The sequence below is a fragment of the Streptomyces sp. NPDC039609 genome (assembly GCF_055596705.1).
On record NZ_JBVIUJ010000014.1, the window covers coordinates 1 to 24,608 of the forward strand.

Annotated in this window: 25 protein-coding genes; 11 read left to right on the forward strand and 14 right to left on the reverse strand. The window is 69.9% G+C overall.

The annotated features are described in order from the left end of the window. Nucleotides 1-89: 89 nt before the first annotated feature. Nucleotides 90-1,085 (reverse strand): RICIN domain-containing protein, encoded by a 996-nt coding sequence (locus tag ACZ561_RS32780; RefSeq protein WP_471002094.1) that lies wholly within the window; start codon nucleotides 1,083-1,085, stop codon nucleotides 90-92. A gap of 366 nt (nucleotides 1,086-1,451) precedes the next feature. Next, nucleotides 1,452-2,477 carry an ATP-dependent 6-phosphofructokinase gene (locus tag ACZ561_RS32785; RefSeq protein WP_471002097.1) on the reverse strand — a complete coding sequence of 342 codons (1,026 nt, stop codon included), beginning with the start codon at nucleotides 2,475-2,477 and terminating at the stop codon, nucleotides 1,452-1,454. Nucleotides 2,478-2,737: 260 nt separating this feature from the next. Here ACZ561_RS32785 and pta point away from each other — a divergent pair, with 260 nt between their 5' ends. The 3 genes from pta (at nucleotide 2,738) to pyk (ending at nucleotide 7,571) form a co-directional block, all read left to right on the forward strand. Next, nucleotides 2,738-4,825, forward strand: a complete 2,088-nt coding sequence (gene pta, locus ACZ561_RS32790; protein WP_471002100.1) for a phosphate acetyltransferase — start codon at nucleotides 2,738-2,740, stop codon at nucleotides 4,823-4,825. Beyond that, on the forward strand, nucleotides 4,822-6,066 hold the full coding sequence (locus ACZ561_RS32795; RefSeq protein WP_471002103.1) for an acetate kinase: 1,245 nt from the start codon (nucleotides 4,822-4,824) through the stop codon (nucleotides 6,064-6,066). Before pta ends, ACZ561_RS32795 begins: the two co-directional genes overlap by 4 nt. Before the next feature lie 74 nt (nucleotides 6,067-6,140). Next, on the forward strand, nucleotides 6,141-7,571 hold the full coding sequence (gene pyk / locus ACZ561_RS32800; RefSeq protein WP_384519989.1) for a pyruvate kinase: 1,431 nt from the start codon (nucleotides 6,141-6,143) through the stop codon (nucleotides 7,569-7,571). 95 nt (nucleotides 7,572-7,666) lie between these two features. Here the strand turns inward: pyk and ACZ561_RS32805 are convergent, their stop codons facing one another. The 4 genes from ACZ561_RS32805 to ACZ561_RS32820 form a co-directional block, all read right to left on the reverse strand. After that, nucleotides 7,667-8,968 carry a hypothetical protein gene (locus tag ACZ561_RS32805; protein ID WP_471002106.1) on the reverse strand — a complete coding sequence of 434 codons (1,302 nt, stop codon included), beginning with the start codon at nucleotides 8,966-8,968 and terminating at the stop codon, nucleotides 7,667-7,669. Further along, the gene (locus ACZ561_RS32810; protein WP_471002109.1) at nucleotides 8,958-9,545 is read right to left on the reverse strand and encodes a DUF6114 domain-containing protein; all 588 of its coding nucleotides are present in this window, start codon (nucleotides 9,543-9,545) and stop codon (nucleotides 8,958-8,960) included. Before ACZ561_RS32810 ends, ACZ561_RS32805 begins: the two co-directional genes overlap by 11 nt. 106 nt (nucleotides 9,546-9,651) lie before the next feature. Then, complete coding sequence (locus ACZ561_RS32815; protein ID WP_376439386.1) at nucleotides 9,652-10,305, reverse strand: DUF6230 family protein; 654 nt, start codon at nucleotides 10,303-10,305, stop codon at nucleotides 9,652-9,654. Nucleotides 10,306-10,889: 584 nt separating this feature from the next. Then, nucleotides 10,890-11,864 (reverse strand): tetratricopeptide repeat protein, encoded by a 975-nt coding sequence (locus ACZ561_RS32820; RefSeq protein WP_471002112.1) that lies wholly within the window; start codon nucleotides 11,862-11,864, stop codon nucleotides 10,890-10,892. Between the two features lie 253 nt (nucleotides 11,865-12,117). On the opposite strand from ACZ561_RS32820, the gene ACZ561_RS32825 reads away from it, so the two are divergent. Together ACZ561_RS32825 and ACZ561_RS32830 are read left to right on the forward strand one after the other, a co-directional pair. Further along, nucleotides 12,118-12,753, forward strand: a complete 636-nt coding sequence (locus ACZ561_RS32825; protein ID WP_471002115.1) for a TetR/AcrR family transcriptional regulator — start codon at nucleotides 12,118-12,120, stop codon at nucleotides 12,751-12,753. 5 nt (nucleotides 12,754-12,758) lie between these two features. Next, nucleotides 12,759-13,169: a PPOX class F420-dependent oxidoreductase gene (locus tag ACZ561_RS32830; RefSeq protein ID WP_471002118.1), complete on the forward strand. Its 411-nt coding sequence runs from the start codon at nucleotides 12,759-12,761 to the stop codon at nucleotides 13,167-13,169. A 52-nt stretch (nucleotides 13,170-13,221) separates the two neighbouring features. On the opposite strand, the gene ACZ561_RS32835 is transcribed toward ACZ561_RS32830, so the two are convergent. From ACZ561_RS32835 to ACZ561_RS32850, 4 genes are all read right to left on the reverse strand, one after another. Further along, nucleotides 13,222-14,922, reverse strand: a complete 1,701-nt coding sequence (locus ACZ561_RS32835) for an acyl-CoA mutase large subunit family protein (RefSeq protein ID WP_384527704.1) — start codon at nucleotides 14,920-14,922, stop codon at nucleotides 13,222-13,224. Nucleotides 14,923-14,993: 71 nt separating this feature from the next. Continuing rightward, the gene (locus tag ACZ561_RS32840; RefSeq protein WP_471002121.1) at nucleotides 14,994-15,326 is read right to left on the reverse strand and encodes a DUF3817 domain-containing protein; all 333 of its coding nucleotides are present in this window, start codon (nucleotides 15,324-15,326) and stop codon (nucleotides 14,994-14,996) included. Nucleotides 15,327-15,381: 55 nt separating this feature from the next. Further along, a complete protein-coding gene (locus tag ACZ561_RS32845) occupies nucleotides 15,382-15,891 on the reverse strand; it encodes a MarR family winged helix-turn-helix transcriptional regulator (RefSeq protein WP_376439401.1) in 510 nt (169 codons plus the stop codon). A gap of 9 nt (nucleotides 15,892-15,900) precedes the next feature. Next, nucleotides 15,901-17,193, reverse strand: a complete 1,293-nt coding sequence (locus tag ACZ561_RS32850; protein WP_471002125.1) for an MFS transporter — start codon at nucleotides 17,191-17,193, stop codon at nucleotides 15,901-15,903. A 72-nt stretch (nucleotides 17,194-17,265) separates the two neighbouring features. On the opposite strand from ACZ561_RS32850, the gene ACZ561_RS32855 reads away from it, so the two are divergent. Beyond that, nucleotides 17,266-18,264, forward strand: a complete 999-nt coding sequence (locus ACZ561_RS32855) for an ArsR/SmtB family transcription factor (RefSeq protein WP_471002128.1) — start codon at nucleotides 17,266-17,268, stop codon at nucleotides 18,262-18,264. Nucleotides 18,265-18,309: 45 nt separating this feature from the next. Here the strand turns inward: ACZ561_RS32855 and ACZ561_RS32860 are convergent, their stop codons facing one another. Further along, nucleotides 18,310-18,603, reverse strand: a complete 294-nt coding sequence (locus tag ACZ561_RS32860) for an MTH1187 family thiamine-binding protein (RefSeq protein ID WP_376439410.1) — start codon at nucleotides 18,601-18,603, stop codon at nucleotides 18,310-18,312. Continuing rightward, the gene (locus tag ACZ561_RS32865; protein WP_471002131.1) at nucleotides 18,600-18,944 is read right to left on the reverse strand and encodes a DUF3817 domain-containing protein; all 345 of its coding nucleotides are present in this window, start codon (nucleotides 18,942-18,944) and stop codon (nucleotides 18,600-18,602) included. Before ACZ561_RS32865 ends, ACZ561_RS32860 begins: the two co-directional genes overlap by 4 nt. Nucleotides 18,945-19,062: 118 nt before the next feature. Between ACZ561_RS32865 and ACZ561_RS32870 the strand changes: the two genes are divergently transcribed. The 4 genes from ACZ561_RS32870 to ACZ561_RS32885 all read left to right on the forward strand — a co-directional run bounded on the left by ACZ561_RS32870 (nucleotide 19,063) and on the right by ACZ561_RS32885 (nucleotide 21,752). Then, complete coding sequence (locus ACZ561_RS32870) at nucleotides 19,063-19,701, forward strand: AIM24 family protein (protein ID WP_376439416.1); 639 nt, start codon at nucleotides 19,063-19,065, stop codon at nucleotides 19,699-19,701. Next, nucleotides 19,701-20,351: an AIM24 family protein gene (locus ACZ561_RS32875; RefSeq protein ID WP_471002134.1), complete on the forward strand. Its 651-nt coding sequence runs from the start codon at nucleotides 19,701-19,703 to the stop codon at nucleotides 20,349-20,351. The genes ACZ561_RS32870 and ACZ561_RS32875 overlap by 1 nt, the downstream gene beginning before the upstream one ends. Then, nucleotides 20,348-21,133 (forward strand): AIM24 family protein, encoded by a 786-nt coding sequence (locus ACZ561_RS32880; RefSeq protein WP_376439419.1) that lies wholly within the window; start codon nucleotides 20,348-20,350, stop codon nucleotides 21,131-21,133. The genes ACZ561_RS32875 and ACZ561_RS32880 overlap by 4 nt, the downstream gene beginning before the upstream one ends. Nucleotides 21,134-21,275: 142 nt before the next feature. Beyond that, nucleotides 21,276-21,752 (forward strand): MarR family winged helix-turn-helix transcriptional regulator, encoded by a 477-nt coding sequence (locus tag ACZ561_RS32885; RefSeq protein ID WP_329115799.1) that lies wholly within the window; start codon nucleotides 21,276-21,278, stop codon nucleotides 21,750-21,752. A 58-nt stretch (nucleotides 21,753-21,810) separates the two neighbouring features. Here the strand turns inward: ACZ561_RS32885 and meaB are convergent, their stop codons facing one another. Together meaB and ACZ561_RS32895 are read right to left on the reverse strand one after the other, a co-directional pair. Beyond that, the gene (meaB, locus tag ACZ561_RS32890; RefSeq protein ID WP_329115802.1) at nucleotides 21,811-22,767 is read right to left on the reverse strand and encodes a methylmalonyl Co-A mutase-associated GTPase MeaB; all 957 of its coding nucleotides are present in this window, start codon (nucleotides 22,765-22,767) and stop codon (nucleotides 21,811-21,813) included. A 25-nt stretch (nucleotides 22,768-22,792) separates the two neighbouring features. Continuing rightward, on the reverse strand, nucleotides 22,793-23,995 hold the full coding sequence (locus ACZ561_RS32895; RefSeq protein ID WP_376439422.1) for an acetyl-CoA C-acetyltransferase: 1,203 nt from the start codon (nucleotides 23,993-23,995) through the stop codon (nucleotides 22,793-22,795). Between the two features lie 137 nt (nucleotides 23,996-24,132). Between ACZ561_RS32895 and mce the strand changes: the two genes are divergently transcribed. After that, a complete protein-coding gene (gene mce, locus ACZ561_RS32900) occupies nucleotides 24,133-24,573 on the forward strand; it encodes a methylmalonyl-CoA epimerase (RefSeq protein ID WP_471002140.1) in 441 nt (146 codons plus the stop codon). The last annotated feature ends 35 nt before the right edge of the window (nucleotides 24,574-24,608 follow it).

A 24,608-nucleotide genomic window follows, 5' to 3' on the forward strand; every position in this document is an offset into this window, starting at 1 on the left:
GTAGGACCTGCCGTGGTCAGCAGACCGACCGCTGGGGCCGGCGACTCACATCCCGGGAGCAGCCCAGACCGTGATCGACCGGACAGGTCCTAGGTCCTGCGGTCGAAGCTGAAGAGCTGGCCCTGAGCGTCCGGGCGGCAGGGTGCCTGGGCGAGCTTCGCCCATTCCGCCGCGCGGTCGCCCGTCACGGTCACGCAGGAGTCGGCCGTCGCCGAGTCCACGGGGACGATGCGGTAGCCCGAGACGGGGCTGCCGAAGGGCTCCAGGCGAAACCTTTCGACGCGAGTCGGGTCGCCGCACTCGGAGTCCTCGAACGCGGCGTCGGCGATGCGGCCGCCGGTGGGGATGCCGGAGCAGCCGGGGCCGTAGTCCGGGTGGTCGGAGACGATCCGCCAGGCGCCGGCCCCGAGATCCATGAGGGAGTAGCGGGGGACGTCGGCGCCCGCGCACTTCCGCTGGTGGATCTGGCCGCTGCGGCCGCCTCGCCGCTCGTTCAGGCAGAGGTCCGAGCCGATCACCCGTATCTGTACGTCCCCGGCGGCGGGCGCGGTCGGGGTGCCCGTCCCCGTCCCGCCGCCGTCGCCGTCCCTGACCAGCGCGACGACCACGCTGACCCCGGCGAGGACGAGTCCGGTGACGGCGACGACCGTGACGAGTGTTCGGGACACGCGTGACCGGGGGCCGGGCTGCGGGCTCTCGGGGGCGGGCTCGGGCGCGGTGGGCCACGGGGCGGTGGAGGTCTCCTCGTCCGTAGCGGAGACGTCGCTCCCGGAGGGCTCGTACACACCCCGAGCCGCCAGCTCCTTGCGGACCGTCTGCCAGCTCTCCAACGCTCCCGGGTCCACTCCGCAGGCGCGGACGAAGGAGGTCAGGAGCTCCTCACGGGGGACGGTCGAGCGAGCCAGCATGTTGGCCACGGTCGAGCGGGGCAGGACGTCGCCGAGCGCGGAGGCGCGGGCCGAGAGCTCGCGGTAGGTCAGTCCGGACCAATCCTTGAGCGCTTGGAGCTGCGCGATGAAGGAGGCGGCATCGGTGGCCTCTCGCGGGTCGGGCGCGCTGCGCCCGCCGGCGTAACCCTCGGTCATACGCGCTCCCCACCTCCCCCGGACCGGGTTGGGACATGTCCGGGACAGGCCCAAGCCTTGTTGATCGAGCCGTTCGACTCAAGAGTGGAAATCGGCAATTCCGGCCCGGGCCGGAATCGTCACGGGGGAATCACGGGGGAAGGGCCCCGATCGTCCACGGGGGGCGATCGGGGCGCTTCCGACGTCCAAAGGGCGTCCCGGTGGGTGGCGGGACCGCGCCCGGACATCGGAACGGCGTCGGGACGACGTCGGAGTGCCAGGTCATCCGGACATCGGACATCCGACGTCCCACGTCCGCCGTCCGACGTCCGCCGTCCCACGTCCGACGTCGGGACAATCTCGGGACCAAGGTCCCCCTCGGTCGGGTCAGAAGACCGACTCGGCCTCGGACATCCGGCTCACCGGAACCGTCTTCAGCTGCGTCACAGCCTCGGCAAGCGGCACCATCTCGACGTTCGTGCCGCGCAGCGCCGTCATCCTCCCGAACTCGCCGCGGTGCGCGGCCTCCACCGCGTGCCAGCCGAAGCGGGTCGCGAGCACCCGGTCGTACGCGGTCGGCGTGCCGCCGCGCTGGACGTGACCGAGGATGACCGGCCGCGCCTCCTTGCCGAGGCGCCGCTCCAACTCGACCGCGAGCCGGTTGCCGATGCCCTGGAAGCGCTCGTGGCCGTACTGGTCGATCGCGCCCTTCTTGTACTCCATGGAGCCCTCCGCCGGGTGGGCGCCCTCGGCGACGCAGATGACGGCGAACTTCTTGCCGCGTGCGAAGCGCTCCTCGACCATCTTGACGAGGTCGTCGACCTGGAAGGGGCGTTCGGGCAGGCAGATGCCGTGCGCGCCGCCGGCCATGCCGGACTCCAGCGCGATCCAGCCGGCGTGCCGGCCCATCACCTCGACGACCATCACGCGCTGGTGGGACTCGGCGGTGGTCTTGAGACGGTCTATGGCCTCCGTGGCGACGCCCACGGCGGTGTCGAAGCCGAAGGTGCGGTCGGTGGAGGAGATGTCGTTGTCGATCGTCTTCGGGACGCCCACCACGGGCATCCCGGCGTCGGCGAGCATCCGGGCGGCGGTCAGCGTGCCCTCGCCGCCGATCGGGATGAGCACGTCGATGCCGTGCAGCTTCGCCAACTCCTGGGCGGACTCGGCGGCTTCGGCCAGCCGGTTGCGCTCCAGGCGGGCGGAGCCGAGGATGGTGCCGCCGCGGGCGAGGATGCCGCTCACCGCGTTGAGGTCGAGGGGCCGGTAATGCCCGTCGAGGAGACCCTTGAACCCGTCCTCGAAGCCGATGACTTCGTCGCCGTGGCCGGTCAGGGCCCGGTGCACGACCGACCGGATCACTGCGTTCAAGCCGGGACAGTCGCCGCCTGCGGTGAGAACTCCGATGCGCATCGTGCTGTGTCTCCTGCTCGGTGAGTGGCATATGTGAGCTCTGTCGATTCTCCCACGCCCGGCAGCACCCCCGCGCTCCCTGCTACTCCGCGGCCCGGCCGCCAGGGGCCTTTCGTCCCGCCGTTCCAGGCCCCTCGCCCGGCGGGCGTCCTACCCACCCCGAGAGGTATTGTCAAGAGGGCATTGCCACCCTTGCGGGGTTTTTTGAACACACTCGGTTGACGAGACCGGGCGGACAGGACTGGACAGGAGACCACGGCGTGACGCGCAGCGTGTACGTGACCGGGATCGACCGCGGGGACGGCCGGCAGGTCGTCGAGCTGGGAGTCATGGAACTCCTGACCCGCCAGGTGGACCGGGTGGGAGTGTTCCGGCCCCTGGTGCACGACGGCCCCGACCGTCTATTCGATCTTCTGCGGGCCCGGTACCGGCTCTCCCAGGACGCGTCGACCGTCTACGGCATGGACTACCACGAGGCCTCCGCGCTCCAGGCCGAGAAGGGTACCGACGAACTGGTCTCCCGGCTCGTCGACCGCTTCCACACGGTGGCCCGCGACTACGAGGTCGTACTCGTCCTGGGTACGGACTACTCGGCCACCCAGCTCCCCGACGAGCTGGCGCTCAACGCGCGCCTCGCCAACGAGTTCGGCGCCTCGGTGATACCCGTCGTCGGCGGCAAGGGCCAGCCCGCCGAGTCCGTACGGGCGGAGGCTCGCAACGCCTTCCGGGCGTACGACGGGCTCGGCTGCGACGTCCTCGCGATGGTCGTCAACCGGGTGGCGGGCGAGGACCGGGAGGGCATCGCCGAGCGGCTCAAGGTCCGGCTGCCCGTGCCCTGTTACGTGCTGCCCGACGACGCCTCCCTCGCCGCCCCCACCGTGGCCCAGATCGCCCACACGCTCGGCGCCTCGGTGGTGCTCGGCGACGACTCGGGCCTTGCCCGCAACGCCCTGGACTTCGTCTTCGGCGGTGCGATGCTGCCGAACTTCTTCAACGCGCTGACCCCGGGCTGCATGGTGGTCACCCCCGGGGACCGCGCCGATCTGGTGGTGGGCGCGCTCGCGGCCCACTCCGCCGGCACCCCGCCCATCGCCGGTGTGCTGCTCACCCTGAACGAGCGGCCCAGTGAGGAGATCCTGACCCTGGCCCACCGCCTCGCGCCCGGCACGCCGGTGATATCGGTCCCCGGCAACAGCTTCACCACGGCGACCGAACTGTTCTCCCTCGAGGGGAAGTTGAACGCCGCCACGCCCCGCAAGGCCGAGACGGCTCTCGGGCTCTTCGAGCGGCACGTGGACACCGCCGATCTGCTGAAGCGGATCTCGGTGGCGCGCACCGGCCGGGTCACCCCGATGATGTTCGAGCACGACCTCCTGGAGCAGGCCCGTGCCGACCGCCGTCGCGTGGTCCTGCCCGAGGGCACCGAGGAGCGCGTGCTGCGCGCGGCCGATGTCCTGCTGCGCCGCGACGTATGCGACCTGACGCTGCTCGGGGACGTCGAGACCATCCGGAAGAAGGCCGCCGACCTCGGCGTCGACCTGTCCTCTCCGTCGACCCAGCTGATCGACCCTCAGACCTCCGAGTTGCGCGACTCGTTCGCGGAGAAGTACGCGGAGCTGCGGGCCCACAAGGGCGTGACGGTGGAGCTGGCGTACGACGTCGTCTCGGACGTGAACTACTTCGGGACGCTGATGGTGCAGGAGGGCCTGGCCGACGGCATGGTCTCCGGTTCCGTGCACTCCACGGCCGCGACGATCCGCCCGGCGTTCGAGATCATCAAGACGAAGCCGGAAGCGTCCATCGTCTCCTCGGTCTTCTTCATGTGCCTGGCCGACAAGGTGCTGGTGTACGGCGACTGCGCGGTCAACCCCGACCCGAACGCCGAGCAGCTCGCGGACATCGCCGTCCAGTCGGCGGCCACCGCGGCCCGTTTCGGTGTCGAGCCGCGGATCGCGATGCTGTCGTACTCCACCGGCACCTCGGGATCGGGCGCGGACGTCGACAAGGTCCGTGAGGCGACGAAGCTGGTACGGGAGTCCCATCCGGAGCTGCGGATCGAGGGGCCCATCCAGTACGACGCGGCGGTCGAGCCGTCCGTCGCCGCGACGAAGCTGCCGGGTTCGGAGGTGGCGGGGCAGGCGACCGTGCTGATCTTCCCGGACCTCAACACCGGCAACAACACCTACAAGGCCGTGCAGCGTTCGGCCGGCGCCGTGGCCGTGGGCCCGGTGCTGCAGGGCCTGCGCAAGCCGGTGAACGACCTCTCGCGCGGCGCGCTCGTCAGCGACATCGTCAACACGGTCGCCATCACGGCGATCCAGTCCCAGGCTCAGGAGCTCCCCGCATGACAGGCACCGACAACGCGACGCGCGTTCTCGTCCTCAACTCCGGCTCCTCGTCGGTGAAGTACCAGCTCCTCGACATGAAGGAGCACTCCCGGCTCGCGGTCGGTCTGGTGGAGCGGATCGGCGAGGAGACCTCGCGCCTGGTCCACACCCCGCTCCAGGGTGGAGGCGGGGTCAAGCGCGAGAAGAGCGGTCCGATCGCCGACCACGCCGCCGCGCTGAAGGCGGTGTCCGAGGAGCTGGCGGCGGACGGGCTCGGCCTGGACTCCCCCGAACTGGCCGCGATCGGGCACCGGGTGGTGCACGGCGGGCTGAGATTCACCGCCCCGACCGTGATCGACGACGAGGTTCTCGCGGAGATCGAGCGGCTCGTCCCGGTCGCGCCGCTGCACAACCCGGCGAACCTCACCGGCATCCGTACGGCGATGGCGCTGCGTCCCGACCTTCCGCAGATCGCGGTCTTCGACACCGCCTTCCACACGACGATGCCGGAGTCGGCGGCCCGGTACGCGATCGACGTGGAGACCGCGGACGCGCACCGGATCCGGCGGTACGGCTTCCACGGCACCTCGCACGCCTATGTGTCGCGCGAGACGGCGAAGCTGCTCGGCAAGGCGCCGGAGGAGGTGAACGTGATCGTGCTGCACCTGGGCAACGGGGCCTCCGCCTCGGCCGTCCGGGGTGGGCTGTGTGTGGACACCTCGATGGGGCTCACCCCGCTGGAGGGTCTGGTCATGGGGACCCGCTCGGGCGACATCGACCCGGCGGTGACGTTCCATCTCAAGCGGGTCGCGGGGATGGACGAGAACGAGATCGACGTCCTGCTCAACAAGAAGTCGGGTCTGGTCGGGCTCTGCGGCGACAACGACATGCGGGAGATCCGTCGCCGGATCGACGAGGGTGACGAGCGGGCCGCCCTCGCCTTCGACATCTACATCCACCGGCTGAAGAAGTACATCGGGGCGTATTACGCGGTACTCGGGAGGGTGGACGCGGTGGCGTTCACGGCGGGTGTCGGTGAGAACGCGGCTCCGGTGCGGGAAGCTGCGATCGCCGGTCTGGAGGAGCTGGGCCTGACGGTGGACGCAGGTCTGAACGCCGTACGGTCCGACGAGGCACGGCTCGTCTCGCCGGAGTACGCGCGGGTGGCGGTGGCGGTGGTGCCGACGGACGAGGAGCTGGAGATCGCCCGTCAGGCCTTCGCTCTGGTGCGCGGAGAAGCGCTCGGAGGAGTGAACGCCTGAGCGCCCCCGCGCCCATTTGTACTTTCCACCAGACGGAATATTCCGCAGTGAAACAAACCGATAGGATCCGCCTCATGCGCCGTTCCAAAATCGTCTGCACGCTGGGCCCCGCCGTCGACTCGTATGAGCAGCTGAAGGCTCTCATCGAGGCCGGTATGAACGTGGCCCGATTCAACATGAGCCACGGGACCCAGGCAGAGCACCAGGAGCGGTACGACCGTCTCCGCAGGGCGGTGGCGGACACCGGCCGCGCCGTCGGCGTGCTCGCCGACCTCCAGGGCCCCAAGATCCGTCTGGAGACCTTCGCGGAGGGTCCCGTCGAGCTGGTGCGCGGTGACGAGTTCACCATCACCACCGAGGACGTCCCCGGTGACAAGTCCATCTGCGGCACCACGTACAAGGGCCTGCCGGGTGACGTCTCCAAGGGCGACCAGGTCCTGATCAACGACGGCAACGTCGAGCTGCGCGTGGTCGAGGTCGAGGGCTCGCGGGTCAAGACCGTGGTCATCGAGGGCGGTGTCATCTCCGACCACAAGGGCATCAACCTGCCCGGTGCGGCGGTCAACGTCCCGGCCCTGTCCGAGAAGGACGTCGAGGACCTCCGCTTCGCGCTCCGCATGGGCTGCGACATGGTCGCCCTCTCCTTCGTCCGCAACGCCGACGACGTCAAGGACGTCCACAAGGTGATGGACGAGGAGGGCCGTCGGGTCCCGGTCATCGCCAAGGTGGAGAAGCCGCAGGCGGTGGAGAACATGGCGGACGTGGTCGCCGCCTTCGACGCCGTCATGGTGGCCCGTGGCGACCTCGCCGTGGAGTACCCGCTGGAGAAGGTCCCGATGGTGCAGAAGCGCCTCGTGGAGATGTGCCGCCGCAATGCCAAGCCGGTCATCGTCGCCACCCAGATGATGGAGTCGATGATCACCAACTCCCGCCCCACGCGCGCCGAGGCCTCCGACGTGGCCAACGCGATCCTGGACGGCGCGGACGCGGTCATGCTCTCGGCGGAGTCCTCCGTGGGCGCCTACCCGATCGAGACCGTGAAGACGATGTCGAAGATCGTCGCCGCGGCCGAGGAGGAGCTGCTCTCCAAGGGCCTGCAGCCGCTCGTACCGGGCAAGAAGCCGCGTACGCAGGGCGGTTCCGTCGCCCGCGCGGCCTGCGAGATCGCGGACTTCCTGGGCGGCAAGGCACTGATCGCCTTCACCCAGTCCGGCGACACCGCGCGGCGGCTCTCGCGCTACCGCACGATCCAGCCGATCCTTGCCTTCACCACGGACGAGTCCACCCGCAACCAGCTCACGCTGAGCTGGGGCGTGGAGTCCTTCCTCGTCCCGTTCGTGGAGACCACGGACGCGATGGTCGACATCGTCGACGCGGAGCTGCTGAAGCTCCAGCGCTACAGCGAGGGCGACACCATGGTCATCACGGCCGGCTCGCCCCCCGGCGTCCCGGGCACCACGAACATGGTCCGGGTGCACCACCTGGGCGGCGGAGAGCACGCGTGACACGCGCCGCCTGCCTCCTGGCATGACGAGGGCCCCCGTCCGATCCGGACGGGGGCCCTCGTCATGTGCGGCTCCCTGACGGGCTTTCTACGCGATCAGTTGGGCTCGACCGTGTTGCGCAGGCCGGGAACGGTGAGCGTGCCGCCGAACTGACCGGCCTGGGTGACCTCGACGTCCGTGAAGATCGCGAAGGGTACGTCGAGCGGCGGCGGGGTCTCCGGGCTGAAGGTGACCGGGATGATGCCGAAGAGGTTGCCCTTCAGCTTCTCCGTGTACATGGTCACCGTGCCGTTGCTCATGGTCGACGTCGAACCCTTGTCGGACCTGACGTGCCCGGTGTAGCCGGCCGAGTGGACGGTGCGCTGGTGCAGGTCCCTGATGTCCACGCCGTCCTTGGCGGTGAACTTCAGGACCTTCTTGATCTTCCCGCTGCCCGTCTTCACCTCGACGATGCCGTGGTACTTCAGACCCTTCAGCGTGAGCTTCGTGCTGTTCAGGATCCACGGCTCGTCCGGGAGCAGCGGGATGCCCGCCTCCAGGTCCGCCGCGGCGAGCGCCTCGGGGTCGGGCTCGGGACACGGGAAGCGCGGCTTGGCGCCCTCGGGTATGTCCTCGTCCTTCTTGGCGTCGAGGCCCTTGGCGTCCTCCGGCAGCTCCTCGACCTTGGCGCCGACCTTGCCGGCGGCCTCCTCGATGGCGGCCTTGGTCTTGTCGGCGGCGGTCTCGGCCTGGGTGTCGGCCTTCTCCGCGGCGTCGGCCTTGTTCGCCGTGTCCGTCTTCGGAGCCGTCGTCGCCGGCTTCTCGCTCACCGGGGCGGTCGGCGCCGGTGCGGTCGACGGTGTGGTCGTCGGCTCCGCGTCGGGCCCGTCGAACAGGTCCTTGATCTTGTCGCCGAGACCCAGCGGGTCGAGCGGGTTGACGCTCTTCGTCGCGGTGGGCGCGGGGGCCGGGGCCTGCTGCGCGTCGGCCTGCTGCTGCGTCGCGGTGCCCTGCTCCGTGCCGGCGGTCGCCGAGGGGCTGGACGTCGGCTTGGGCGACTCCTGCTCCTTGGTCTCCTCCGGCTTCGGCGAGGCGGACGCGCTCGCGGTCGGCTTCGGGCTCTCTGTCGCGGCGGGCTTCGTCGACTCCTCGGCCACCGGCTCGTCCGAGCGGGTCACGCACGGACCGGGTGCGAAGGGGATGTCCTTCTCGTCGGCGAGGGCGAGCTTGGGCGCCATGCCCATGCCCATGAGCACCGCGGTCGGCATGGCCGCCAGGGCCATCGCCTTGCCCGCGGGACCCTGGATCTTGTTCAGCAGGGACTTGCGAGGAGCCGCGTGCCGCGGACCCCGTCCTGCCAGAGTGGCGCCGTCCGCAGCCGTCGCCGACTGCGGCGACTGTGTTTCGTCACCCCGCACTGTTCCTCCCGCCGTTGGCGTCGATCGTCGTTTCGGTCGCCTGCGCGTCCTCCGCAGCACGCTGCTCCGGGACCGGGGCCTTCTCGGAGGCGACCGGCTGGGTCTCCTCCTGAGCCTCGTCTCCGTGCGGCTGACCGTCGTTCTCGTGCTCGCCCCGCAGGGCCTCCGCCTCGGCCGTCTCCTCCACCGGGACGCCGGGCGCCCAGGCGATCGACATCCCGCCGCCGATCAGGGAGAGCAGGAATCCGATGACGAGGCCGCCGAAGTTCGACACCGGGATGGAGACAAGCCCCAGCACGATCGCCGCGACGCCGGCAAACACCCGCACGATGGGCTGGAACCACATCGTGAGACCGAGCGTGATGAGCAGGACGCCGATGATCAGCGCACCGGCTCCGGCCGTGGTGGCGATGGCGATCGTCATGTTGCCGAGTCGCATGTCGCCGTACGGGAGATACGCGATCGGTACGCCGCCGAGGATCGTGAGCAGACCCGCCCAGAAGGGCCGCTGGCCCCGCCAGGTACGGAAACGGTTCTCGCTCGGGACTCCGCGGGAAGCAGTGGACTCGGCGCTCATGGAAAACAGCTCCCTGGAAGCGGTGTTGCGTAAGAAAGGTGGTGAACGGCGGTACGGACCGGAGCGGGCAGGGCCGTACGGAACGACCCCACCCGCCGGGTGCGTACTACTCGGTGAAGCACTCCTTGGGAGCGCCCGTGTGCAGCTTCAGCTTGAGGTCGGGAAGCTTGAAGGTGGCGGCGGTCGTCGCCCACGCCTTCTGCTTCACGTCCGTCAGCTTGGCCGTCTCGGCACGCTGCGAGAAGCCGTATGGGTTGGCCTTGGTGCCGGGCTGGATGCCGGGCTTGCCGTCGGCCTTCGGGAGCGCGCCCGCGGCCACACCGATGTCGATGTTGCCGAACTCGGCGTCCGCGTCGAGCGACGAGACATCAAGGTAGATGTCCTTCGCGTACACCGGGTTCTGCTTGTCGGTACCGGCCCGCAGCTCCAGCGAGACGTTGCCGAGGAACGGCACGTTCGGCGTCACGACGGACTGGCACATGTTGGTGATCCAGGCCTCGGAGAAGCCCGAGACACCGACCGGCTGAGCGAACGGCTTGCCCTCGAGGTCCTTGCCCGAGACGACGTTGCCGTACTGGACGAAGTCCTTACCGACAAGGCTGTCGGCCTTAACCTTGAACTCCTGGCCGGAGATGCTGAAGGACGCGGCAAGCGCACCCTGAGCCAGGCCGACACCGATCGCGGCCGTCGCGGCCACACTCGGCACCATGACAACGGCGAACCGCTTCCATCTGGTCCCGCCACGAACCTGGGACTTCATGAGAATCCTCCTTCTCGGACGTACATCTCCGGATGGGCCCAGGGCCCGTCCTGGGATGGGAGAAGTGCTACGTCCTCGGGAAGGAGCGCCGAACATCGGGCGCGACCCGCGTCCGATTCACCGGCGATCACCCCCGAGCGACAACCACTGGCCACGCCTTGCGCGCAACCTCCTTGGACAGGCCCCGCCGGTGAAGGCAGGAACCCCCCTGTCCACGGCCGACGCCACTGTCGTCGACCCACTCGGTGGGGACCCTCGCCGCGAACCCGGTTGGTTGCCGGGCTGGTGCGGTATCGGACCGAGCGTCGCCGATCGTGGTCCATTACGGGCCGGGGCACAAGGGGGTTCGTTACCGGCTAGTAACGGGTGGATAACCACGCCACGACAGGGCGATGTCGCCCGGCCACACAGGGTGCAGTTCACCGGGGCCGTACATCAGGATGTTGAGGATGAAAGCCGGACAGAATGCCGGGTTCGATTTACTGCAAGTAACAGCGGCCGCGTTTACCAAGTTTTGGTAAAGCGCGGCCGCGAAATGTCACTGTGTCGCCAAATCGGCGCGATTCGGCGCCCCTGCAACGCGCCTAGAACAGCACCCGCGCGAGGGCCTGACGGGCCGCCGTGACCCGGGGGTCCTCGGGGCCGATGACCTCGAACAGCTCGAGCAGCCGCAGCCGCGCCGCGTCCCGGTCGTCACCGGCCGTGCGCCGAACGGCGTCCACGAGCCGGCCGAAGGCGTCCTCGACGTGACCGCCCACCAGATCGAGATCCGCGGCGGCGATCTGCGCGGTGACGTCGGCCGGGTTGTCGGCCGCGTTCTTCCGCACCGCCTGCGGGTCCATGTCCTGCACGCGGGCGAGCAGCTCGGCCTGGGCCAGGCCCAGCTTGGCCTCCGGGTGACCGGGGTCGTCGGCGAGCACGTTCTTGTACGCCTGGACGGCGCCGGCCAGGTCACCGGCGTCGAGCGCCGACATCGCCGCCTCCAGCAGCGCGTCGTACGGGCCTGCGGGCACCGGAGCCTGCGCGGGCTCGCCGGAAGTGTCGGCGTCCGGGTCGACGGCGATGCCCGTGAGTCCGAAGCGCTCCTCGCCGACCTGGATCAGCTGGTCCAGGGTCTGCCGGATCTGGGCCTCGGGAGCCGCGCCCTGGAAGAGCGGCAGCGCCTGACCGGCGACCACCGCGAAAACGGCCGGAATTCCCTGGATGCCGAACTGCTGCATCAGCATCTGGTTGGCGTCGACGTCGACCTTCGCGAGGAGGAAGCGTCCGTTGTACTCGACGGCCAGCCGCTCCAGGAGCGGGCCGAGCTGCTTGCAGGGTTCGCACCACTCGGCCCAGAAGTCGATGACGACCGGAACCTCGGCGGAGCGCTGAAGGACATCGCGCTCGAAGCCGGCCTCGTCGACATCGATCACCAGGGCAGAGGGGGAGACCGCCGTCACGCCCCCCTGCCGGGCGGCCTCGGCACGCGCCTGCTCCGCCTTCGCCTTGGCCTCTCCGGCCGCCTTCACCGCGGCGAGGTCGACGACGCCGCTCATGGACATGTTTCTGGGCTGCATGAGTACATCCTCCCCCTTCCGCGCGCGTGACCGGTACGTCATGGCTGAACCGTGCACCGAAGTGCACGGTCCGCGTTCTGTTGCACCAGGTCCCCACCTGGTGCGTGTGGTGTGTCGCTCGGGCCGCTCAAAGCCTTTCGCTACGGGTCGTAGCGTAACTCTCCCGCCCGATCGATGGACAGATCCGACCGGTGAACTGGCTCACATCACGCGACTCTGGCGCAATACCTACCGGCGGGTATGGTCGATCCCCATGTGTAGCCGCACCAGTTCCCGCAGCCGTACCGGACGCCCCCGCAGCGTCGCGGCCGATGCCGCGATCCTCGAGGCGACCCGTGCCGCCCTGGTCGAACTGGGCTGGTCCAAGCTGACGATGGGCGATGTGGCCGGCCGGGCGGGCGTCGCCAAGACCACGCTCTACCGGCGCTGGGCGAGCAAGAACGAGCTGGTCGTGGACGCCGTCGCCGTCCTCTTCGACGAACTCGAACTCCCGGACCTCGGCTCCCTCCAGGCCGACATCGAGAACGTGGTGCTGCAGTTCGCCGCGCTGCTGCAGCGGCCGGAGACGAAGACGGCCCTGATGGCGGTCGTGGCGGAGTCCACCCGTGACGAGCCATTGCGCGAGCGCATCCGCAGCTCCATCGTCGACCGGCAGAAGCGGCTGGTTCTGGAGGGTCGCCAGCGCGCCCAGGAGCGCGGCGAACTCCCCACCGACCGGGACCCGATGTCGATCGACGACACCGACGACCTGATCTTCGACGTGATAGCGGGCGCCGTGGTCCACCGCGCCCTGGTGAGCGCGGAACCGGTCGACGAGGCCTGGGTCCAGCGCTTCACCGCCCTCCTGATCGGCGGTCTGGGCGCGGCGGCGGCCACACCCCTAGGGTGACGGTCGTGACGATCACTCTGAACAGCGCCGTACGCGCGCTTCTGGACGACATCAACCCGGCGATCCTGGGCACCGTTCACCCCGACGGCTCTCCGCAGACCTCGGTGGTCTGGGTGGCCAGGGAAGGTGACGAGCTGGTGATCTCCAGCCAGGACGGCCGCCGCAAGATACGCAACATCCAGGCCGATCCGCGGGTCAGCCTGATCGTGTACGACCGCAAGGACCCTCAGCTGTACGCCGAGATACGGGGCACGGCCACGGTCACCGAGGACGTGGGCCGGGCCGTCGCGGTCGCGATGGAGGAGCGGTACGAGGGTCCGGGCGCCGGCCAGGAGTACCTCGACCTGCCGCCGGAGGTGGTGCGGGTGGTCGTGCGGATCACGCCGACGAAGGTCCTCGGCACGGCCGCGAAGTAGCCGAAGCGGAAGGGGCGGTACGGGAGATCCCGTACCGCCCCTTCCCGTACGGCTAGAAGCCCGGGGGCTCCGTGTAGATGCCCCACTCCTCGCGGAGCACGTCGCAGATCTCGCCGAGGGTGGCCTCCGCGCGGACCGCGTCGAGCATCGGCCCGATCATGTTGGAGCCGTCGCGGGCCGCCGCCAGCATCGAGTCCAGCGCGGCGCGGACCCGGGCGTCGTCGCGGCGCTCCTTGCGCTCACCGAGGACGCGGACCTGCTCCCACTCGACCTCGTGGCTGACCCGCAGGATCTCCAGGTCGCCGGTGACCGAGCCGTGGTGGACGTTCACGCCGACGACGCGCTTGTCGCCCTTCTCCAGGGACTGCTGGTACTGGAAGGCGGACTCGGCGATCTCGCCGGTGAACCAGCCGTCCTCGATGCCGCGCAGGATGCCCGAGGTGATCGGACCGATCGGGTGCTGCCCGTCCGGGTGAGCCCGGCGGCCGCGCTCCTTGATCTGGTCGAAGATCTTCTCGGCGTCGGCCTCGATCCGGTCGGTGAGCTGCTCGACGTACCAGGAACCACCGAGCGGGTCGGCCACGTTGGCCACGCCCGTCTCCTCCATCAGCACCTGCTGGGTGCGCAGCGCGATCTCGGCGGCCTGCGCGCTCGGGAGCGCGAGGGTCTCGTCGAGGGCGTTGGTGTGCAGCGAGTTGGTGCCGCCGAGGACCGCGGAGAGCGCCTCCACCGCGGTGCGTACGACGTTGTTGTACGGCTGCTGGGCGGTGAGGGAGACACCGGCGGTCTGGGTGTGGAAGCGGAGCCACTGGGCCTTGTCCGTCTTGGCTCCGTAGACCTCCTTCATCCAGCGCGCCCAGATCCGGCGGGCGGCGCGGAACTTGGCGATCTCCTCGAAGAAGTCGAGGTGCGCGTCGAAGAAGAAGGAGAGGCCCGGCGCGAAGACGTCGACGTCCAGGCCACGGGAGAGGCCGAGCTCCACATAGCCGAAGCCGTCGGCGAGGGTGTACGCGAGCTCCTGCGCGGCCGTCGCCCCGGCCTCGCGGATGTGGTAGCCGGAGACGGAGAGCGGCTTGTACGCGGGGATGCCCTGCGCGCAGTGCTCCATGAGGTCGCCGATGAGGCGCAGGTGCGGCTCGGGCTGGAAGAGCCACTCCTTCTGCGCGATGTACTCCTTGAAGATGTCGGTCTGCAGCGTGCCGTTGAGCACGGCCGGGTCGACACCCTGGCGCTCGGCGGCGACCAGGTACATGCAGAAGACGGGCACGGCGGGCCCGGAGATGGTCATCGAGGTGGTGACGTCGCCGAGCGGGATGTCCTTGAAGAGGACCTCCATGTCGGCGGCGGAGTCGATGGCGACACCGCAGTGACCGACCTCGCCGAGCGAGCGCGGGTCGTCGGAGTCGCGGCCCATGAGGGTGGGCATGTCGAAGGCGACCGAGAGCCCGCCGCCGCCGGCGGCCAGGATCATCTTGTACCGCTCGTTGGTCTGCTCGGCGTTGCCGAAGCCGGCGAACTGGCGGATGGTCCAGGTCCGGCCGCGGTAGCCCGTCGGGTGCAGGCCGCGGGTGAAGGGGTACTCACCGGGCCAGCCGATGCGTTCGAAGCCCTCGTAGGTGTCCCCGGGCCGCGGCCCGTAGACGGGCTCGACCGGGTCACCGGAGAGCGTCGTGAAGTCGGCGTCGCGCTTGCGGGCCTTGTCGTAGCGGGCCTGCCAGCGTCGGCGGCCTTCCTCGATCGCGTCAGCGTCCATGCTTCAAATTTACTAGGACGTCCTAGTAAATGTCGATGGGAAACCCCCGCACATCCGTGCGGGGGTGTGCCTCAGGCCTTGACCGGGGTCGGCTGCGCGCCGCTGACCAGCGGAAGCGTCTCGCGGACGACCTTGCGCTCGACGAAGAACGCGGCGAAGGGAATCGTCCCGGACAGCAGCACCCACAGGAGCTTGCCGAACGGCCACTTCGCCTTGGAGCCCAGGTCGAAGGCGAAGATCAGGTAGATGATGTAGAGGACGCCGTGGGTCTGGGAGACCGCGAAGGTCACGTCCTCGCCCATCTCGAACCCGTACTTGAAGACCATGCACGTGCAGAGCACGAGCAGCATGACGGCGGTGATGTACGCCATGACGCGGTAACGGGTCAGCACGCTGGATTTCATGCCGTCGAGCGTAACGGCACGTTCCGGGCGATCTTCGGGCGGGCCCGGCCTCGGGTCAGCTCTCGTCGAAGTCGTGCGCGCTCACCCGCAGCGGGCGCAGCATCGCGAAGATCTCCGCACACTCCTCGGCGTCGTAGACCCCGAGGCCGAAGTCCATCTCCATCAGATCGCGGGTGGCCGCCTCGACCACCTCGCGGCCCTTCTCGGTGATGGAGGCGAGGGTTCCGCGCCCGTCGTTGGGGTTGGGCCGCTTGTCCACGAGACCCGACTTCACGAGCCGGTCCACCGTGTTCGTCACGGACGTGGGGTGGACCATCAACCGCTCACCGATCTTGGACATCGGCAGCTCACCGGCCTTGGAGAAGGTCAGCAGCACGAGGGCCTCGTAACGCGCGAAGGTCAGCCCGTACGGCTTGACCACGGCGTCCACCTCCGCGAGGAGGATCTGATGGGCCCGCATGATCGAGGTGATCGCGGCCATCGACGGGACGGGCCCCCAGCGGTTCTGCCAGAGCTCGTCGGCGCGGGCGATGGGGTCGAACGGGAGACTGAGCGGCTTCGGCACGCGTCGACCTTACCCACTGGTCACATGGTGGTCAGCCCCGTCTCGAACTTCGGTCGCACGGACCTCGGCGACGACCGCCAGGACGCAGACCGTGCCGAGCACGCCCGCGCCGACGACCACGAGGTGGACGGGGAGGAACTCGGCGGCGAGACCGGCTCCGGCCATGCCGACGCCCTGGATCGTCATCATGCCCGCGGTCATCAGGGTCATGGCCCGGCCGCGCTGCTCCTCGGGGACGGCGGCGACGAACCAGGCGTCGAGGCCGAGGGTGTACGCGCCGGTGGCGCCGGCCAGGAGGAGGGCGACGGCGGCGAGGGCGATGCCCGGCTCGACGGCGTAGAGCAGGAAGGGCAGCAGCCCCACGGCCACGAGCGGGACGACGATCCGCTCGCGCACGCGGGCGCTGAGGGCGGAGCCGGCGAAGAGCTCGCCCGCGATGGTGCCGACGGGCATCGCGCACATCAGAAGGCCCAGGGCGGCGGTGGAGGCGCCGATCTCGCGGGCGTACGGGGCGGCGAGGGCCTCGGGGGTGACGACGAAGAGGGGCGGGATCCAGAACATGAGCATCAGCGCGCGGATCCGGCGGTCGCGCAGGACGCCCCACGTCCCGCCGAGCCCCTGACGCCCGGCACCGCCGACCGCCCGGGCCGGACGGTCGGTGGTGCCGAAGCGCAGCAGCAGCGCCGACGTGAGGAAGGTGACGGCGGTGATCGCGATGGCGCCGCGCGGCGGCACGACGGTGAGCAGCACACCGCCGACACCGAACCCGGCGAGCAGCGCGCTCTGCGAGACGATCCGGAGGAGGGAGCGGCCGAGGACGAAGAGGTCGCCCTCGCCGAGGATGTCGGCGAGGGTCGCCATCCGGGTCCCGTTGAAGACGGGCGCGACGGCGGCGACGGCGCACCGCAGCACGAGCAGTCCGGCGACGGGGGTCACGGGCGCGACCATCAGCGCGACGCAGCCGGCACAGACGAGATCGCAGACGACGAGCACGCGCCGCGCGGGATACCGATCGGCGACACCGGCGAGCAGGGTGCCGCCGAGCAGATAGGGCAGGAACCCCAGGGCGAAGGTGAGCGAGGAGAGCAGCGGCGACCCGGTGAGGTCGTAGACGAGCACGGTGAGCGCGATCTCGCTGACGACGACCCCGAGCAGCGAGAGCAGGTGCGCGACGAACACGGTCCTGAACTCCCGCACGGCGAACACGGCACGGTAGCCGGGGCCGGCTGTCCGTTCGGGCACGCGGACCGGGTCGGGTGTTGCGCTGGGCGCAGGGGTGGTTCCGGGGTTCTCCTTCGGCATGGGGCGAGACTCACCCCGGTGACCGCCCCCGCCCTAGACTTTCGGCTCCAGCCGAATCTCTCGTGGGGAGCCATGCCCTATCACCTTCAGTTCGGCGAGGCCGACCCCCTTCGGATCCGGTTCGCGCTCTCGCCGCTCTGGGAGACGCAGTCCGCCGTGCGGGTGCTCGCGCGGCCCCGGCAGCAGGGGTACCACCTGCCCTGGCTGCGGCGGATCCGCGGCGCGGCCGAGGGGATCGACCTCGGCCCGCTCCATCTGCTGATGCCCCTGCACGGGCACAGCCCGGACTTCCTCTATCCGCCGCCCCTCGGGCCCGCCGCCTCCTTCGAGGAGGAGATCGCGGCCGTACGCGAGACCGATCCCGCGCTCGCCCTGGACGACTTCGCGCGCGCCCTCGCCGACACCCCCGGCGCCGCGGCCACCGACGAGGGGCGGCGGATGCTCGCCGACCCCGCGGGCGCCGTCCAGCGGCTCGCCGATCTGCTCCAGCGCGCCTGGGACGCCCTGATCGCGCCCGTGTGGCCCCGGCTGCGCGCCCTCCTCGAAGCCGATGTCGCCTACCACTCCCGCCGGCTCGCCGACGGTGGCCTGGAGCGTCTCCTCGGCGAGCTGCACCCCGGCTTCGACTGGGCCGCCGACAGCGCCACCCTCACCGTCGCCTACCGCGGCGAGCACGTCCGCGCCCTGGACGGGCAGGGCCTGGTCCTGATGCCGTCCGTCTTCACCTGGCCCGATGTGGTGAGCGGCTTCGACCCGCCCTGGCAGCCGACCGTCGTCTACCCGGCGCGTGGGATCGGCGGGCTGTGGACCGAGGCCCGCGACCGGACGCCCGATGCGCTCGCCCGGCTGCTCGGCCGGGCCCGCGCGGACGTGCTGTGCGCCCTGGACGATCCGGCAGGTACGAGCGCGCTGGCGCACCGCCTCGGACTCGCCCCCTCCTCCGTGTCGGCGCATCTGTCCGTACTGAGGGAGGCCGGCCTGCTGACCTCCCGCCGCTACGGCCATCAGGTGCTCTACGAGCGCACACCGCTCGGCATCGCCCTGACCGCCTCCGGCGGCGCGCACGAGTGAGCCCCCGACCCGGAGGGGGCGGGGGCTCGGCTTCGCTGCGGGTGTTCAGCCTTCCAGGTGGCGTTCCACGGTCGCGACCTTGGAGGCGAGACCGTCCGTGACGCCCGGCCGGATGTCGGCCTTGAGGACCAGGGAGACCCGGGGGGCCCGGGCCTCCACCGCGGCGACGGCGCGCTTGACCACGTCCATCACCTCGTCCCAGTCCCCCTCGATCGAGGTGAACATCGCGTCGGTACGGTTCGGCAGCCCCGACTCCCGTACGACCCGGACGGCGTCGGCGACGTACTCGCCGACCTCCTCGCCGACTCCGAGCGGCGTGACCGAGAAGGCGACGATCACGCGTTCACCGTGCCCTCGTGGCGGGCGCGGGAGGCGATGACGGCGTCCTCGGCCTCGCGCTTGAGCTTGCGCTCGGCGAAGAAGCCGCCGAGGGGCAGTACGGAGAGCACGAAGTAGAGCGCCGCCGTCTTGAGGTTCCACTTGGTGCGGTTCCAGGCGTCGAGCCAGAAGAGCACGTAGAGGATGAAGAGAATGCCGTGGATCGCTCCCATGACCGGTACCGCGTTGAACTCCGTCGTCCGCTTCAGCACGGAGCAGACCAGCAGAAGCAGGAAGGAGACGGCCTCCGGAGCGGAGACGAGTCGGAGGCGCTGGAGGGAGGAGGCGGTCTTGATGTCCACGGGGGTCACCTTCGGGTGGGAGGGGGCCGGTGATCTTGTGAATGGATGCACAAGCGTCGCCTCATTGTGGCACCCGACTTTGCTGTCCCTTTGTCCGGGGGCCCCGTAACCTCGCTCCGTGGCAACGTTTCGACTCCAAGGCAGCAAAGTGCTGGCCGTCGACATGACCGGTGACGCCGTCAAGGCGAAGAACGGCTCGATGGTCGCGTACGACGGCCAGATGGCCTTCAAGAAGATGTCCGGCGGCGGTGAGGGCCTGCGCGGCATGGTCACCCGTCGGCTCACCGGCGAGCAGATGGAGGTGATGGAGGTGAAGGGCCAGGGAACCTGCTGGTTCGCCGACCGCGCCTCCGAGATCAACCTCGTCTCCCTGCACGCCGACAAGCTCTATGTCGAGGCGAGCAATCTGCTCTGCACCGACGCGGGGCTGCGCACCGGCACGAGCTTCACCGGGCTGCGCGGCGGAGCGACCGGCAACGGCCTCTTCACGACGACGATCGAGGGCACCGGCCAGGCGGCGATCATGTCGGACGGCCCGGCGGTGGTGCTGCGCGTGACGCCGCAGTACCCGCTCTCCGTCGACCCCGGTGCGTACGTTGCCCACCAGGGCAACCTCCAGCAGAGCTTCCAGTCCGGTGTGACCTTCCGCACCTTCCTGGGCGAGGGCGGCGGCGAGGCGTTCCAGATCCGCTTCGAGGGCGACGGACTCGTCTACGTACAGCCGAGCGAGCGCAACACGGTGGGGGGTGACGTCTGATGCCGTTCCGCGAGATCAACTCGAAGATGGTCGAGGCCCAGCTGGTGCCTGGACAGCGCATGTTCAGCCAGCGCGGCGCGATGCTGGCGTACCGCGGCGACGTCACTTTCACGCCGAACATCGCGGGTGGCCAGGGCGGTGTGATGTCGATGATCGGTCGCCGGGTGGCGGGCGAGGCGACCCCGCTGATGACCGTCGAGGGCAACGGCACGGTGATGTTCGGGCACGGCGGCCACCACATCCAGGTGATCCAGCTGACCGGCGACACCCTCTTCGTCGAGGCCGACCGGCTCCTCGCCTTCGACGGCACCCTGGAGCAGGGCACGATGTTCATGGGCTCCCAGGGCGGCGTCATGGGCATGGTGCGCGGCCAGGTGACCGGCCAGGGCCTCTTCACGACGACGCTGAAGGGCCACGGCGCGGTCGCGGTCATGGCGCACGGCGGTGTGATCGAGCTGCCGATCACACCGGGACGCGCGGTCCACGTGGACCCGCAGGCGTACGTCGCCCACCACGGCGACGTACGGAACAAGCTCTCCACCGCGCTCGGCTGGCGGGACATGGTGGGGCGCGGCTCGGGCGAGGCGTTCCAGCTGGAGCTGAGCGGCAGTGGTGCGGTGTACGTGCAGGCGTCGGAGGAGAAGCTGTGACCGGTCCCGTCGTACTCGACCCGCACTCGCTCCCGTCCGACGACAACGTCAATCCGTACACCTTCTGCGTGGAGCTCAAGGGCTCCCAGTGGTTCCTGCAGAAGGGCAAGATGATCGCCTACTACGGGCGGATCGACTTCAACGGCATCGGCCATGGCCGCCTGGACCGTCTGGTCCGTACGTCGTTCCACTCACCGCTGCACGCGAGCGACTGGGTGGTGGCGGAGGGCAGCGGCAAGATGCTGCTCGCCGACCGGGCCTTCGACGTGAACTCGTTCGACCTGGACGAGGGCAATCTGACGATCCGCTCGGGCAATCTGCTGGCGTACCAGCCGACGCTGGCGCTGAAGCAGTCGATCGTGCCGGGGTTCGTGACCCTGATCGGCACGGGCAAGTTCGTGGCGGCGTCCAACGGGCCGGTGGTCTTCATGGAGCCGCCCATGCGGGTGGATCCGCAGGCGCTGGTGGGCTGGGCCGACTGCCCGTCCCCGTGCCACCACTACGACCACGGCTACATGACCGGCGTGATGGGCGGCGTACGGGCGCTGACGGGGATCGGCGGCACCTCGGGCGAGGAGCACCAGTTCGAGTTCGTGGGGGCGGGTACGGTACTGCTCCAGTCGACGGAGCTGCTGATGGCCGAACGGGCGATCGGTCAGACGCCGGCGCAGGCAGGGGTGCCGGGTGGCCATGGACCGCTCGGTTCCGGCCATGGTCAGGGCGGATCCGTACCGCGCCTTCCCGGTCAGCTCGGGGACCTCCAGCGTCGCTTCGGGCTGTAGCCGGTAGTCTGCGGAGTGTGACGTCATCGAACGGCGTCGAGCGCCGTTCGATTCTCCGCACCCGCCGCGTCGGGGCTCCGGGTGCCCGGCGTCACACTCCCTCATTTCGTCCAGCATTCAACTTCTTAGGTAGAATCCATATATGGAGACCGAGACGGCCACCCCCTGGCTCAACGACGCCGAGCAGTGTGCATGGCGCACGTATCTGGACGTCAACAGGATGCTGACGTACCAGCTGGAGAAGGACCTCCAGCCCTTCGGCCTGACCATCAACGACTACGAGATTCTGGTGAATCTGTCGGAGTCGGCGGAACGGCGCCTGCGCATGAGCGACCTCGCGACCGCGACGCTGCAGTCCAAGAGCCGGCTCTCGCACCAGATCACCCGCATGGAGAACGCGGGGCTCGTCCGCCGTGAGAACTGCGAGTCGGACCGCCGCGGCCTGTACGCGGTCCTGACCGACCACGGCATGGACACGATGCGGAAGGTGGCGCCGCACCACGTCGAATCGGTGCGCAAGCACTTCATCGACCAGCTCAGCTCCGAGGCGCTCGGCGACCTCCACGAGTCGCTGAAGCCGGTGGCGGAGCAGCTGCGGGGCCGCCGAGGCAAGCCGTAGCGACATGGAGAAGGCCCGGTACGCGTCGGCGTACCGGGCCTTCTTCGCGTGCGTCGCGTCAGTTGCCCGTCAGGCTCGCGATCAGCTCGTCGGAGGCCGCGTACGGGTCCAGTTCACCCGCCACGATCCGCTCCGCCAGCGCGTCCAGGCGGCGGTCGCCGTGCAGATCGCCGATGCGCTCGCGCAGCGCCGTGACGGCGATCGTCTCCACCTCGCGCGCCGAACGCGCCCGGCGGCGCTCCGCCAGGACCCCGTGCTCCTCCATCCACGCACGGTGCTTCTCGAGCGCCTCGACGACCTCGTCGATGCCCTCGCCGCGCGCCGCGACCGTCTTGACGATCGGCGGCCGCCAGTCGCCCGGCCCGCGCGCCTCGCCCAGGCCCAGCATGTGGTTCAGCTCACGGGCCGTCGCGTCCGCGCCGTCCCGGTCCGCCTTGTTCACCACGTACACGTCGCCGATCTCCAGGATGCCCGCCTTCGCGGCCTGGATCCCGTCGCCCATGCCCGGAGCGAGGAGCACCACCGAGGTGTCGGCCTGGGAGGCGATCTCCACCTCCGACTGCCCGACGCCCACCGTCTCCACGAGGATCACGTCGCAGCCCGCCGCGTCCAGGACGCGGATCGCCTGCGGGGCCGACCAGGCGAGCCCGCCCAGGTGGCCGCGGGTCGCCATCGAGCGGATGTAGACGCCCGGGTCGGAGGCGTGCTCCGACATCCGGACCCGGTCGCCGAGCAGCGCTCCCCCGCTGAACGGGGACGAGGGGTCGACGGCCAGGACGCCGACCCGCTTGCCCGCCCGCCGGTAGGCGGCGACCAGCGCGGACGTCGACGTGGACTTGCCGACGCCGGGCGAGCCCGTCAGGCCCACCACGTACGCGCCACCGGTGAGCGGCGCCAGCGCCGCCATCACCTCACGCAGCTGCGGGGACGCCCCCTCCACGAGCGAGATCAGCCGGGCCACGGCGCGCGGCCGGCCCTCCCGTGCCTGGGCGACCAGTTCGGGGACGTCCACCATGTTCAACCGCTCCTTGCTTCCGGGACTACTTGCCGGGTACGCGAACGATCAGAGCGTCACCCTGACCGCCGCCGCCGCACAGCGCCGCCGCGCCGACGCCGCCGCCGCGCCGCTTGAGCTCCAGGGCCAGGTGGAGCACCACTCGGGCGCCGGACATGCCGATCGGGTGTCCCAGGGCGATCGCGCCACCGTTGACGTTCACCTTTTCCGGGGTCACGCCCAGGTCCTTCATTGACTGGACGGCGACGGCCGCGAACGCCTCGTTGATCTCGATGAGGTCGAGGTCCTCGACGCCCAGGCCCTCCTTCTTCAGGGCGTGCTGGATCGCGTTGGACGGCTGCGACTGGAGCGAGTTGTCCGGGCCCGCCACGTTGCCGTGGGCGCCGATCTCGGCGATCCACTCCAGGCCCAGCTCCTCCGCCTTGGCCTTGCTCATCACGACCACGGCGGCGGCGCCGTCCGAGATCTGCGAGGAGGTGCCGGCGGTGATGGTGCCGTCCTTGGCGAAGGCCGGACGGAGCTTGCCGAGCGACTCGACGGTGGTCTCGCCGCGGATGCCCTCGTCCTTGGAGAAGACGACCGGCTCGCCCTTGCGCTGCGGGATCTCGACCGGGGTGATCTCGGCCTCGAAGATGCCGTTCTTCTGCGCGGCGGCGGCGCGCTGGTGCGACAGCGCGGCGATCTCGTCCTGCTCGGGGCGGGCGATGCCGAGGCGGGTGTTGTGCTTCTCGGTGGACTCGCCCATCGCGATGTTCTCGAAGGCGTCGGTCAGGCCGTCGTACGCCATGGCGTCGAGCATCTCGATGGCACCGTACTTGAAGCCCTCGCGGGACTTCGGCAGCAGGTGCGGGGCGTTGGTCATCGACTCCTGGCCGCCGGCGACGACCACGTCGAACTCACCCGCGCGGATGAGCTGGTCGGCGAGGGCGATGGCGTCGAGGCCGGACAGACACACCTTGTTGATGGTGAGGGCCGGGACGTTCATCGGGATGCCGGCCTTGACGGCGGCCTGGCGGGCGGGGATCTGGCCGGCGCCCGCCTGGAGCACCTGGCCCATGATCACGTACTGCACCTGGTCGCCGCCGATGCCGGCCCGGTCGAGCGCGGCCTTGATGGCGAAGCCGCCCAGCTCCGCGCCGGAGAAGGACTTGAGGGAACCGAGCAGCCGTCCCATGGGCGTGCGGGCGCCCGAGACGATCACTGAGGTGGTACCGGTCGTTCCAGACATGAGGCACAGCCCCTTGAGATGAGGAGTGAACGAGGGTTTACCGCCAATGTACTGAGCGGTGCCGCGGCTGGTCACCGGCCAGCCGGTGTGACGGCGCGCACGTTGCGTAACCATGGCCGGAGCGCTGCACTGGAGAAATGCTGACGCGAATCGACCACATCGGGATCGCCTGTTTCGACCTCGACAAGACCGTCGAGTTCTACCGTGCGACCTACGGTTTCGAGGTGTTCCACTCCGAGGTGAACGAGGAGCAGGGCGTCCGCGAAGCCATGCTCAAGATCAACGACACCTCCGACGGCGGCGCCTCGTACCTCCAGCTCCTGGAGCCCACCCGCGAGGACTCCGCGGTGGGCAAGTGGCTGGCCAAGAACGGCGAGGGAGTGCACCACATCGCCTTCGGCACCGCCGATGTCGACGGGGACGCCGCGGACATCCGCTCCAAGGGCGTCCGGGTCCTCTACGACGAGCCGAGGACCGGCTCCATGGGCTCCCGCATCACCTTCCTGCACCCCAAGGACTGCCACGGCGTACTGACCGAACTGGTCACCTCTGCCGACCCCTCCTCAACGGAGCACTGACCTCCGGATTCCTGGCCCGGTAGAGTGGGCGGCTC